Annotated in this window: 11 protein-coding genes; 2 read left to right on the top strand and 9 right to left on the bottom strand. The window is 42.5% G+C overall.

The annotated features are described in order from the left end of the window. Positions 1–183 precede the first annotated feature (183 nt). The 9 genes from IOC57_RS10025 to IOC57_RS09985 all read right to left on the bottom strand — a co-directional run bounded on the left by IOC57_RS10025 (position 184) and on the right by IOC57_RS09985 (position 10,567). Positions 184–2,088, bottom strand: a complete 1,905-nt coding sequence (locus IOC57_RS10025; RefSeq protein ID WP_207438595.1) for an endonuclease MutS2 — start codon at positions 2,086–2,088, stop codon at positions 184–186. Between the two features lie 700 nt (positions 2,089–2,788). After that, the gene (locus tag IOC57_RS10020; RefSeq protein ID WP_155726505.1) at positions 2,789–2,941 is read right to left on the bottom strand and encodes a hypothetical protein; all 153 of its coding nucleotides are present in this window, start codon (positions 2,939–2,941) and stop codon (positions 2,789–2,791) included. Positions 2,942–3,551: 610 nt separating this feature from the next. Continuing rightward, positions 3,552–5,270 carry an adenine deaminase C-terminal domain-containing protein gene (locus tag IOC57_RS10015; RefSeq protein ID WP_207438594.1) on the bottom strand — a complete coding sequence of 573 codons (1,719 nt, stop codon included), beginning with the start codon at positions 5,268–5,270 and terminating at the stop codon, positions 3,552–3,554. Positions 5,271–5,287: 17 nt separating this feature from the next. Further along, positions 5,288–6,352, bottom strand: coding sequence for an ABC transporter ATP-binding protein (locus IOC57_RS10010; protein ID WP_207438593.1), 1,065 nt, complete (start codon positions 6,350–6,352; stop codon positions 5,288–5,290). 15 nt (positions 6,353–6,367) lie between these two features. Further along, positions 6,368–7,156, bottom strand: coding sequence for an ABC transporter permease (locus IOC57_RS10005; RefSeq protein WP_053536295.1), 789 nt, complete (start codon positions 7,154–7,156; stop codon positions 6,368–6,370). 6 nt (positions 7,157–7,162) lie between these two features. Continuing rightward, positions 7,163–7,987 carry an ABC transporter permease gene (locus IOC57_RS10000; RefSeq protein ID WP_133350519.1) on the bottom strand — a complete coding sequence of 275 codons (825 nt, stop codon included), beginning with the start codon at positions 7,985–7,987 and terminating at the stop codon, positions 7,163–7,165. Between the two features lie 24 nt (positions 7,988–8,011). Beyond that, on the bottom strand, positions 8,012–8,941 hold the full coding sequence (locus tag IOC57_RS09995; RefSeq protein WP_207438592.1) for a nucleoside hydrolase: 930 nt from the start codon (positions 8,939–8,941) through the stop codon (positions 8,012–8,014). Between the two features lie 21 nt (positions 8,942–8,962). After that, positions 8,963–10,000, bottom strand: coding sequence for an ABC transporter substrate-binding protein (locus tag IOC57_RS09990; RefSeq protein ID WP_207438591.1), 1,038 nt, complete (start codon positions 9,998–10,000; stop codon positions 8,963–8,965). A 192-nt stretch (positions 10,001–10,192) separates the two neighbouring features. Beyond that, positions 10,193–10,567, bottom strand: coding sequence for a DUF2294 domain-containing protein (locus IOC57_RS09985; protein ID WP_286184693.1), 375 nt, complete (start codon positions 10,565–10,567; stop codon positions 10,193–10,195). A gap of 337 nt (positions 10,568–10,904) precedes the next feature. Between IOC57_RS09985 and IOC57_RS09980 the strand changes: the two genes are divergently transcribed. Next, positions 10,905–12,440 carry a maltose/glucose-specific PTS transporter subunit IIC gene (locus IOC57_RS09980; protein ID WP_207438590.1) on the top strand — a complete coding sequence of 512 codons (1,536 nt, stop codon included), beginning with the start codon at positions 10,905–10,907 and terminating at the stop codon, positions 12,438–12,440. 31 nt (positions 12,441–12,471) lie between these two features. Next, complete coding sequence (locus IOC57_RS09975) at positions 12,472–13,164, top strand: N-acetylmannosamine-6-phosphate 2-epimerase (RefSeq protein WP_207438589.1); 693 nt, start codon at positions 12,472–12,474, stop codon at positions 13,162–13,164. Positions 13,165–13,206: the final 42 nt, after the last annotated feature.

The following is a 13,206-nucleotide window of genomic DNA, read 5'->3' as shown; positions in this document are numbered from 1 at the left end:
AGTTGATTGGAACATAGGGCGGTCCGGGAAGTCTCCTAGGCGCCTTTGCGCCTGTGGGGTCGCCCCTGGACGCGATTTTCCCGCAGGACCCGCTCCAATCTACTTTGTTTACAGTTTAGATAGAATCCTTTTTTTACAATCTGAATTCTTTTAGAGGGCTTTTTTGCATATTGGATGATCGTACTATTCACCAAGCTTCTTCCGGATATCCGCGGCTACATTCTTTAATGCCTTTTTTGATCCCCGTTCAAGGTCGTGGTTCAATTTCCTTTCTTTGTAGCTGACAAATAACGAATTGAGATCATAGCCTTCAGGATATAAATCGACGGCCTTAATTTCAAGCTCGAGCCTATTGGCATGAACCTCCTTGAAGGTATCTTCGAAAAGAACGGTGACATTATTGTAGGAATCCATTTTCTTATAAACGATTGCATATCCATTCAGCTCGCTTACCTTCACCTTGTCACCGACTTCATATTCATAAGATGCTTCCTTAGGAATTGCCGCTCCCTTCGCTTTTTTGATTTTACCTTCTTGAACACGCTCCAAGTCGTAGTCTTTATTGTCGATGTAGAGCTTTGCCTTTTGCAAAACCTTTTCACGAACATTCATTTTTTTTGCTATCCAGAGGGCGTTGCTTTCCCCGGATTGACCGATCAATAGATTATACTTTGGTTCAAGTGTTTCACTGTTGAATTGCATGGCCGCATTCATGAAATCACTGTGTATTTCCGAATAGCGCTTGATTTCACCATAATGGGTGGTCGCAACGGTTATGCAGCCCCGCTGATAAAATTCCTCAAGGATGGCAATCGCCAATGCGGCTCCTTCATTCGGTTCCGTTCCGCTCCCTATTTCATCGAACAGCAGCAAAGAGTTATTGGTTAATGCCCCCATGATTTCCGAAATGTTTTTCATATGCGACGAAAACGTACTCAGTGCATTTTCAATGCTTTGATTATCACCGATATCGACGAATAACTGATCGAAGACGGCAAGCTCCGTCCCCTCTTTCCCGACAACATGAAGCCCTGACATGACGGCCAATGTAAGGATGCCGATCGTTTTCAGGACGACCGTTTTCCCCCCGGCATTAGGGCCTGTAATAATCAAACTGCGATAGTCCTTACCGATTTCGAAATCCAAAGGGACGCTGTCTTGCGGCAAAAGGGGATGTTTACAGCTCTTTAATTTAATATAACCATGATCATTGATTTTCGGTTCGATGGCATCCATGCTTTTACTGAGCTTGGCTTTTGCGAAAATCATGTCATATTGACTGATTAACTCGATATTTATCTTGATCGGTTTCAGCTGTTCGGAAACCGTTCCGGATAATGTGGCCAAAAGTTGATACTCTTCCATCGATTCCTCCGCTTTTAAGCTGGCTAATTCTGCATTCAATTTCGTTACCGAGACCGGTTCAATGAACACGGTAGCCCCTTTTGCGGATACTTCCACGATCGATCCGGCCACCTGATTTTTATAGGAGGCTTTGATCGGGATGGTGTAGCGATCATCCTTTTTACTGATGAAAAATTCCTGAATGAACTCTTTATTGGCTCCGCTCTTCAAGAACTTATTCAGACGTTCCTCTATTTTACTTTCTGTCTTGATGATTTGGTTCCTAATCCGTTTCAGGTCCTTGCTTGCTTCGGAAACAACAACATTTCCTTTTATGGTGAATTGGATTTCTTCTTCAATGCTCCTGAATTCAGTCATGGAGCGGGCGTAGGAATGCAATGTTGGTGCAAAGAACTCTTTATCGGTCATGAATTTCTTGATATTCCTGCAGCCTCTTAAGAAGTCTGCTATCGCCACTAATTCAGACGGCTCCAAAATCATTCCTTTTTCCAGCTTGTCGATATGAAGGCCAATATGTGATATGCCTTTTAAGGGAATATGGCTTTCCGCATTCAGTAAGTTCCTGGCCTCCGTCGTCTCGTTCAAACGATTTTTAACGACTTTCAAATGGCTGCTCGGCTTAAGCTGATCCAATAACGCTTTTCCTAAACCGCTTACGCAATGGCTTTTCACCATTTCCTTGAGTTGGATATATTGTAATTTTTCATAAGTCATTGTATTCATATAATGATCCTCCTTGAATGAGTGAGTAATTAAAATTCCCGTATCCAAAAAATGCCCGCAATGGTCCCCCTACCTTTACAAATGAACAAGCCATTTGAGTAGAAAGCTCCTGCGGGCATCGGCCTTATCTATTGATAAGCACCTAAAATCGATAACAAATTGGGCAGCTCGAATAGACCTGCGTACACAAAAAAGCATGATAGGACAAATCCCACCATGCTTTTCGTCGTAACACCTGCATGTTACACGATTTATGGAAAAGGAAGCAGTCTTAAGGTAGGTATTCACAATGCAGAAAATTGCGCTGTGAAAAAAGGCATACTTAATCCACTGACATATCAGTGATTAAATACCTTATTCAACTAAATTAGTTGATACCTACTCCCGACATAAAACACCACACCTTTTCTTAGATTGGAATTAACATACCATATCAGTAAGAAAGAGTCAATTCATTTTTTACCATTCTCCAAAGTTGGATCATTCATTAAAAGAGTCGATCAAGGAATCATTCTATTCAAGTAAACAAACATGCAGCCAAGTCCATGAATATAAATTAGGAGTAACTCCCTTTTCAGTGTCTGATTATTTACTTTAAAATGGGGGTATGTTATCCTTATATTAACATAAACTGAAAACAGCCCCATGCGCTAACATGAGGCTGACAACTAGCAAGAGTGGTTGGTCACAACTAACTTAATTAATCGTCAGAAGAAGAACCATTGCCATCTTGGGAGGATGAGTGGTTCTTTTTCCGTTTCTTGGCGAACACAGACAGGATAAGACTGGTTGCTACAGCAACAAATATCTCTTTACCCATATCAGTAATTAAGTTCAATAAGAAATGAATCATGCGGCCACCTCCTTCCCCATCTATCATTAGATGGAAAAGCAAAACTGTGACCTACCACTCTATCCTCAAGTTGTCCCTCTATTTTATCACACCTTTCCTGATATGGTAATTATATGAAAATGAAAATTAAAAGCAAAAAAAAGAGTGCGTGCGTCTTACAAGTGCAGTTATATTTGACGAAAAGGCGCGGTTTCTATTGATCCTGTTTAGCTATTAAAAATGAGGCTGGGACATAAGTATTTTAGTAAACGATAAACCCGATCTATAAGCGGAATTTCCGGCGAATAGATCGGGTCTTTATTTGTTCTTTTCCATAGATTTTTTGCTTTTTGCATCCTATTTTTAAACATCTAGTGTAATGGGGCGGAAGACCATCGACTACTAAGGGAAATAGAGGAAGCTTGAGACCCCGCAGGCTTGCCGAGGAGGCAAGCTTCATCCCCGCGGAAAGCGAGTGTCTGTAGCGCAATGGAACGAACTTGTTCTTACAGCTTGAATGGATGAATAAAAACAACATAGACGAAAACAGCATGATGTTTAATGGGTAGATAACTTAGAATGATTCGTCTTTGAGGATGGTTTATTTAGTTATGTCCCAGCCTCTTGCGGTTTAAGCTTCATCACTCATTATGAGAGGGACTGTTTTCCCCTCGTTCACGTTAATCAATCCATGGTCGGTTATTTTCAGGGCCGGACTGACAGGAAGCGATAAGGTGCTTAATGACATGATGACATTATAATGTTCGTAACCTAATGATTTAAGCGCATCTGTCAGGTGTTGAACCTGCCTTGATACGATGTCCATTGGCTCTTCGGAAAGAATCCCCCCCACCGGAAGAGGAATCATGGAAAGGACCTTGCCATCTTCAACGCAGCAGACTCCGCCTTGCTTCCTTATTACTTCGTTAGCGGCAATCTTCATATCTTGCTTATTATGGCCAATCACCAGGAGATTATGGTTATCATGCGAATAGGTCGTGGCAACCGCTCCACGCTTCAAAACATCGCCGGTGATCAGCCCGTGTGCCCGATTACCGTTTTTCCCGTATCGTTCGAATGTGGCGATTAAACCATAAGGGCTTTCTTCCCAGCATAATTGACCATTCTTCCCATCTATATGATCATGGGTCTCAGATGTGAAAGTAGAACCGTTCTGCACGTTTATGATCCGGCACTTGCTGCGTTCATGCTGATCCTGGATTGTGATGGTAAAATCGTTTTCCGCAAGTTCCGCAAGCTTCACACTTTGATAGAAATGCTCAGGAAATTGTCTTTCCTTCACTTCTTGAACATATGGCCGTGAAGATTCATAAACTTGCTCACCTTTTTTGTATACTTGTTCAATTTCAAATGTTTCCAAATCCGATAGCAGCAGGAAATCTGCTGTTTTTCCAGGTGCAATGGCGCCGCGGTCATACATCCGCATTCGCTGTGCAGGTGTATAGGTGCATGCATAAATGGCTTTTTCCGGAGTCATCCCCATTTGGATGGCTTTCTTTAAAAGGACGTTCAGATGGCCTCTGTTTTGGAAAGAGTCGGTCATGACATCATCGGTGACAAAGCAGAAATGTTCATCCACCTGATTTTCCTTCAAGTAATCTATCACTTCTTCAGTCATTGATTTCTCTTGAATCTCAATGAACATCCCGGCAGCGATCCTCGCATCCATCCCTTCCACGGTCTGGTGTGTATGATCTGAATTCACTCCGGCATTAATAATCTTTTGCAAGTCCAAGTCGAGCAGCTTTGGAACGTGCCCCTCTATGATCAAATCTGGATAACGGGAACGGATATGGGACAAGATCTTATTCGTTTTGCAATCCGGGTCGGTTATGACCTCATAGTAATTCATGATCTCGCCGAGACATATAATGTCCTCCGTTTGCATCAATTCGTCTATATCATCTATTTCTATCGAACCGCCTGTCGTTTCCATCGATGTCGCTGGAACGGAACTCGGGATGGCATAAAACATATCCGCTACGCAATCTTTACTTGCTTTGATCATTTCCTGCACACCGGAAATTCCGAAAACATTGGCCATTTCATGCGGTTCCGGCACGATCGTCGTCACGCCATTTTTGATTAACCCGTAGGAAAAAGTCGCAGGCGTCACCATCGTACTTTCTATGTGGAGATGGATATCGATCAGACCTGGAACCATATACTTCCCCTGTCCATCGACGATTCTATCCGGCTCGAAAGCATCCAATTCCCGTTCTCCTATATAATAGAACTTTCCATCCTTGATGGCTGCATTCCCTTTAATGAATCTTTTAAAATAGCTGTTAAACACATTGATATCTCTTACAAGCATATCGATTCGCATAACTTCCCCCCCCTTAGCTAGTCAACAAGCACCATCTGGTTTCTCGGAATTTCAAGGATGATTTCCTGGCCCGTCCGATAGGATTCCGACATTTCCTTGTTCACAGTGAAATCCCCTATTGGCGTTTCAACGACATATTGATAGCTTCTTCCAAGATACGTACTTACCTTGACTCGGCCAGGTAAACTATTTTCCTGAACAGCTCCCGTGTTATCTTTTTCCCTGATCAACAGATCGTCCGGTCTGATGGCGCCTATTTTTCCCGTTGAATTGGTCATCTGCGGATCCTTGTGCAGCACAAATGAGTATCCAGACTTGTTCAGTTCGATTCTATCTTCATGATCTGCCCGCTTATCGAAGTCAATGAAGTTCTTGAAGCCGATGAAGTCTGCGACAAACTTGGTTTCAGGATATTTGTAAATGGTCGCAGGATCACTAAGCTGCTCGATGATCCCTTTATTCATGATCGCCACCTGGTCGGATATCGAAAAGCATTCTTCCTGGTCGTGGGAAACATATACCGTTGTAATCCCCAGCTCTTGTTGGATACGGCGAATCTCGACTCTCATATTCACCCTTAAGTTGGCATCAAGATTACTCAAGGGTTCGTCAAATAAGAGGATGTCCGGTTCAATCACCAGCGCCCTGGCAATCGCAACCCGCTGCTTTTGCCCTCCGGAAAGCTCTTGGGGATATCTCTTTTCAAATCCTTTTAAATTAACGATTTCGAGCACATTCATTACTTTTTTTTCGATTTCACTTTTAGAATTCTTTCTCAGACGGAGACCGAATGCAATATTATCGAATATCGACAAATGCGGAAATAATGCATAGTTTTGGAACACAAAACCAAAATTCCGCTTGTTGACGGGCACTTTCGTATAGTCTTTTTCCTTGAATAAAAACTTCCCTTCGTTCGCCTGTAAAAACCCGGCAATTAAACGCAGGGTCGTCGTTTTCCCACAGCCGCTCGGGCCAAGAAGGGATACCAGTTTCCCTTTTTCAATCTCAAGATTGAAATCTTTTAATATATTCTGTTTGTTATATGCTACAGATATATCTTGTAAAGTGAATAAAGCCATCCATCCTTACCTCCTTTATCGTTTTGTGAAATAAGACAATCCCATGAGACGCTCTACTATGAACATGAAGAAAGCCGTTATGAACATGAGTAATACGGAAATGGCCGAAATGGTGGGATCGAAGTAGTTCTCCACATACGTCAGCATCTGAATCGGAAATGTACTTACCCCAGGACCTGTCATATAAACGGATATGTCTACATTATTGAAGGATTCCAAGAAGGCGATCATGACTGCCGCCAGAATTCCTGATTTTATATTCGGTAGGACGACTGTAAAGAATGTGCCCAATTTACTGGCTCCAAGACTCTCCGCCGCTTCTTCAATGGAAAAGTCAAAGTTTGATAAGCTTGAAGAAATCACACGGATGATGAACGGCAGCATGATAACAGTATGTCCCACAAACAGCGCTGCATAAATCGGAAGCTGATAAGTACCCACAATATAACGTAAAAACGCAAAGCCCAGCACAATTCCCGGTATTAAAATGGGAGAAACGAAAAATGCATTAATCACGCTTTTCCCTTTGAAATCAAATCGGCTTAATGCATAGGCAGCCGGCACTCCAAGTAACAGTGCCAAAAGGTTGCCTCCGAGTGAAACAAGGATGGACGTTTTAAAAGCGACCAAAAACATGTCCACATTAAAAATATTTTCGTACCATCTGAAAGAAAACTCTTCCGGCGGGAACTTCAAAATATTTCCGCCCTCAAATGACGTAACGGATATGATAAGCAAAGGCCCTAGTAAAAAAAGGAACACCAGGAGAGTAAACAGGGCCAATCCTCGATTTTTTTCCTGCATACACCTCTACCCCTTTGGATTTAATTTTTTCGCCAAACCATTCATGATCGATATGATCAGAACGGTCACGGCTATCATGATGGTAGCGACAATCGATGCCACTTGCCATTCGTTCAATGTAATCGCATTTTGATAAAGAAAGGTCGAAATGACCCGCTGTTTCCCACCTAATAAAGCAGGCGTTGTATAAGCCGTGAAGCTCCCTACAAAAACGAGGATGCTGCCAATGACCAAACCTGGAACCGAAAGCGGAATGATCACTTTTGAGAATACGGCCAATCTTGATGCTCCAAGGCTTTCCGCCGCTTTTAATAAGTCCGTCTCGATGTTCTCCATCACACCCACCAGCGTCACTATGATCAATGGCAGGAATAAATGGACCAATCCGATGATGATGGCAGTGGGCGTGTACAATATATCAAGCGGCTTTTCAATCAAGCCCATGCCCATAAGCAATTTATTCACCACACCGTTTTTACCGATAATCACCATCCAGCTGAATGAGCGCACCACTGGGCTTGTTAATAGCGGGAAGATCGTCAGCAAAAGCATGATGGCCTTTTTTCGTTGTTTCAATTTTGAAATATAATACGCTGCTGGAAATCCTAATAGAATGCAAATGATTGTCGTGAACAGACTCACCCTAAGTGTCGTCAGCAGAATTTCAATAAAGTATCGATCCTGGAAAAAATCGAGATATCCTTGTATGGAAAAGCCGCCGCTTTCATTAAAAAATGTCGTGCCAATCGTCATTAGGATCGGAATGATCATGAAAATCGTTAAAAATAGAACGCCTGGAAACAGCAGCAGGTATAGATAGCGTTTTTTCACCTCGGAACCTCCTGTTCGTATTATTTATGAATTGATTATGCGAATGAACAGGTCGAAAAACGCTTCCGCATCGACGTCCAGACAAACATGCGCATTTGGCGGCTTCATCAGCCTATTTTGAAAGTCGCAAACCATCTGTCCGTCACAAAGCTCACTCTTTGTTTCAACATCCACATAATATTCTTCTCTAGTGACAAGATCTTTTTGCAAAGCTATGGCTACAGCTAATGGATCATGCATCGCACATGCCCATATACCGTTACGTTCAAAATACCTTTTCCGATAATCTGATGTACTTTCCCTTATATAATCAGCAAGTGCATGGTTTTGAATCAATTGGATATGCTCTTCACCCAAAAGAACCTTTCTCGTGACATCAAGACCCACTTGCGTGATCGTTGCGAATCCCGCCTGTAATACGATTTTGGCTGCTTCAGGATCGACATACGTGTTATATTCCGAGGTTGGCGTGACATTGCCCACCCCTTGAATAACTCCGCCCATGAAAATGACTTCTTTAACAAGCTTGGTGATTTGCGGACATTTTTTCACCGCTAATGCCAAATTCGTAAGAGGTCCCGTCATGACAAGCGTCACTTCACCAGGAAAATTCAAAATGGAATTGATGATGAAATCAGAAGCAAATCCATCATCAGGCTGCTTTTTGACTGGCACATCCTTCAAGGCTCCGCCAATCCCGTCTTCGCCATGGATCCGGTGTTCAAAAAGGGGGCTCCTGATAATTGGGCTATCTGCCCCCTTTATGACTGAAATGTCCGGTTCACTCAATAAATCCAATATTTTGCATGTATTCAGTGTGGCTGTATCAAGTGATACATTCCCGTTCACTGTTGTTATCGCCAATATGTCGAATTGACGGCTTTTAACAGCAAGAATGATCCCGATCGCATCATCTATTCCAGTATCCACATCAAGAATCATTTTTCTCTTCATCAAGCACACCTCTTTTCTTTCTTAGTGTGTAAGTTCACGATTCCAACGATCGATCCATTGTTTAGAGTCTTCATTAACAAACTTCATATCCAATACACGCAGGCTGTCAATGACGTCATCTCCATAGGTTAAGCCTTTCGCTTCCGTTTTAGAGAGCTTGACTTCCGTATTGACCGGAGAATCCACTTTCGCTTTCGCTGATTTTTCCTGAACTTCCTTGCTTAAGATGTAATTCATGAATTCGCCGGCCAATTCTTTTTGATCGCTGGCTTTAACAATATTCACCGTATTCATCACGGCATAACCGCCTTCTTCAGGGGAAATGAACTTAGCATTGGGAACGGCTTCCTGTAAATCGCCAAAATACATTTCCATGATTGGGCCTGCAGCGATTTCCCCTTGCGAGAACATGTTGACGAACTCTGATGTTTGCCCATATTCCTTAACCGCATTCGGCATGATCTTCTTCATTTGATCGAAGGCTTTATCTTCGTTGAACTCCTCACTTCCGCTTACTTTTGAAGCGGCATCCAAAAACATCGGTCCAGTTGTTGAAGTGATGGAAGGGATCGTGATCTTTCCTGCCAAATCCTTGCTCCAAAGATCTTTCCAAGAGGTGATCGATTTAGTCACTTCATCGGGGTTATAAGCAATGCCAAATTGTGCAATCGTATAGGCAGGTCCAAATTCCTCGCCATTCGGCGCTTTTGCTTTGTCGTATATAGTATCAATATTCGGAATTTTACTATGGTCAATTTTCTCAAATAACCCTTCATCGATGCCCTGCTGTGCATAGTAGTCGGATAAATAGATAACATCCACATCGCTATTCGCTTGGCGTACCTTGTTCAATCGATCTGCATTATTTCCTGAGTCAACGACAATCTTGACATTATGCTCCTTTTCAAATGGCCCATAGACTTCCGGACGGAAGAAATCATCTGCGAATCCCCAAGTGGAAACGACTAATTTGGCTGGTTTTTCCTTTCCATCCTCCTTTGAAGAGCATGCGGCTAAAACTAATGTGAAAAGGGATAGCATCATCAATATTTTTTTCATCATCCAAACCTCCAATTTTATATTGTTTAAAATTTCCTTTTTACTGATATAAATGTAAAAAAAGACAATCTTAAATAGAATTGAAATTCTACCCAAGATTGTCTTTTCTTTGTAAACAAAGATAAAACTTATCATTTGGTTCTCATGTGGCGTTCCCTCCAGATAAATCCGAAGGGAAATCCATTTATATGATTATATATTTTTTTCCTTCAATACAATATTGGTGAATGCCAGCTGCGTCGCTGAGTCATAATCCCTGAGGACAGCTTCAATATCCCAATCCGTTTGCGTTTCCAGCTTTTGTTTCAGTTTCTTTTTATAAAGCAGGGACATATGGAAGTCAACCTCCTGCTTCAGGCTGGGAACTTCCCCTTCTAAAGCTTCAGAGCGCGGGGCACGTCGATGTTTGGCCTGAAATGTAATCACATTCTGCTCAACAGTAACCTTCAGCAGCGTCGTACCAAAGCCGAACAATTCCTTCGATACCTCATTATACATATGAGAAAGCAATTTCTTCGTTTCGTTAGCGTTTATCGGTAAGATGACTATCACCTGCCAAACTATCATTTGAGGTAATTATATATACTTTTTCTTATTTACACAAGATAATATTCGGTTTCCGCACAAAAAAAATGTTTTTTTTTATTATATAGTACATTTACACACCAATACACGAATTATAAAAATAAGCATTTGGCGATTTCAATATATTTATATAACTTCATATCCGATCCAGCACCTTCTATTAATGAAAACTTTTTCAGAGAAATAAGCACAAAGTTGAAAACAATTGATATAACCTTGCAACGCATTGAAAACGCTCTCACAGGGATTTAATATAGCTAGTATAGAGCGATTAAAATTAGAGAGTATCAAAGGCTCGTTAAATGAGGGAGGAATTATTATGAAGAAAGCTTTTGAAAAAGCGCAGCAGTTCGGTAAATCTTTTATGCTCCCGATTGCCGTTTTGCCAGCGGCCGGTTTATTGCTGGGAATTGGCGGTGCTCTTTCTAATCCAAATACAGTTGAGGCCTATCCTTTTTTAGACTTTGCTTGGCTTCAGGCCATTTTCACGATCATGAGTTCTGCAGGAAGCATCGTATTCGGCAACTTGCCGGTCATTTTTGCCGTGGGTGTTGCAGTGGGGTTGGCACGTTCGGATAAAGGGACTGCAGCACTGGCAGCCATGATCGGCTATTTCGTCATGAACAGTTCAATAAATGCCCTGCTTCAAATAAACGGGGAACTTGCCAAAGAGAATTTGGCAGGTGCCGGGCAGGGAATGGCGGTCGGAATCCAAACACTGGAGACTGGTGTGTTTGGCGGTATCGTAGTAGGTATCGTTGCCGCCCTTTTGCACAATAAATATAATAAAATTCAGCTTCCGCAAGTTTTAGGGTTTTTCGGTGGTTCCCGTTTCATTCCCATCATCGTTTCCTTCGCGTCCATCTTGGTTGGAGCCGTGCTTTTTATCGTATGGCCTTATTTCCAACTTTTCATAAACCAGTTAGGTGCGCTGGTAACGAGCACAGGTACGATCGGGACTTTCTTTTACGGATTCATATTACGGATGCTAGGGCCGTTAGGGTTGCACCATATCTTCTACCTCCCCTTCTGGCAAACAGCTTTAGGCGGAACGATGGAGATTAAAGGGCAGATTGTCAGCGGGACCCAGAATATCTTCTTTGCGCAATTGGCCGACCCAACTACCGTCAAGTACTATGAGGGTGTTTCCCGGTTCATGTCCGGACGGTTCATCACGATGATGTTTGGTCTGCCTGGCGCAGCATTGGCCATTTATCATTGCGCTAAACCTAAAAATAGGAAAGTCGTGGCCGGTTTGCTTCTTTCAGCTGCCTTGACGTCATTCTTAACAGGCATCACCGAACCGCTTGAATTCAGTTTCTTATTTGTCGCCCCGATCCTTTATGTTTTTCATGCCTTGTTTGACGGACTTGCCTTCATGATGGCAGATATTTTCAATATAACGATCGGTCAAACCTTTTCTGGAGGATTTATTGATTTTACTTTATTCGGGATACTCCAGGGCACCAGTAAAACAAACTGGATTTATGTACTTCTCGTCGGCATTCCGTGGTTTTTCCTATACTACTTCACTTTTAAATTCTTGATCAGGAAGAAAAATTTGAAAGTGGTGGGGCGTGAAGATGATGAACAGGCCGCTGTTACACAAGTAACGGCATCAGAGAGAACCCAGACCATCGTTAATGGATTAGGCGGACAGGAAAATATCGATCTAGTCGATTGCTGTGCAACCCGTCTGCGTGTCACGGTAAAGGATGAATCATTGGTGAAAGAGGACGTCATTAAACAAACCGGTTCAAAAGGCGTCGTAAAAAAAGGGAATGGCATTCAAATTGTATACGGTCCCCAAGTGACGATCATCAAAAATGAAGTGGAAGAATACTTGGGTCATTGAGAACATAGATAACGATAAGGACGTGTTAAACATGCAACAGGTGCTGGAGAAAATTCACAAAGGCTTAATTGTATCATGTCAAGCATTGGAGAATGAGCCGCTGCATAGCTCTTTCATTATGGGGCGCATGGCCATTGCTGCCAAGGAAGGCGGTGCAACGTGCATTCGCGCAAATTCCGTAGCCGACATAATGGAAATCAAGAAAAATGTGGACCTTCCAGTCATAGGGATCATTAAACAGGTGTATGGAGAAAACGATGTCTATATCACTCCCACCATGGCCGAAATTGATGCATTGATGGAAACCAAAGCGGAAATCATTGCGACGGATGCTACAGCCCGGGTAAGGCCGGACGGTAAAACGGTAAAACAGTTTTATGGTGAAATACGGGCTAAATATCCGGATGTTTTACTAATGGCGGATGTATCCACCATTGAGGAAGCAGCATACGCTGACGATTTAGGATTCGATATTGTGGCGCCCACTTTGTACGGCTATACGAACGAAACTCTCGGCGAGAAAATATATCAGGATGACTATGCCGTGCTCAAAGAAATTGTAAAAGCAGTGAAAAAAGCGAAAGTGATCGCGGAAGGAAATGTCATCACACCAGAAATCGCCCGCTCTGTATTGGATATGAACGTCCATGCAGTAGTGGTGGGCGGTGCCATTACCAGACCGCAGCAAATCACTAAAAGATTCGTGGATGCTATCCAGAAATAGGAAATGGCACATAGTAATGAAAAGACCCAGACTGGCAACAGT

It is taken from the genome of Bacillus sp. SD075 (assembly GCF_017355165.1).
Taxonomy (GTDB): Bacteria; Bacillota; Bacilli; order Bacillales; family DSM-1321; genus Peribacillus.
This window is presented reverse-complemented; position numbering and strand designations above follow the sequence as displayed.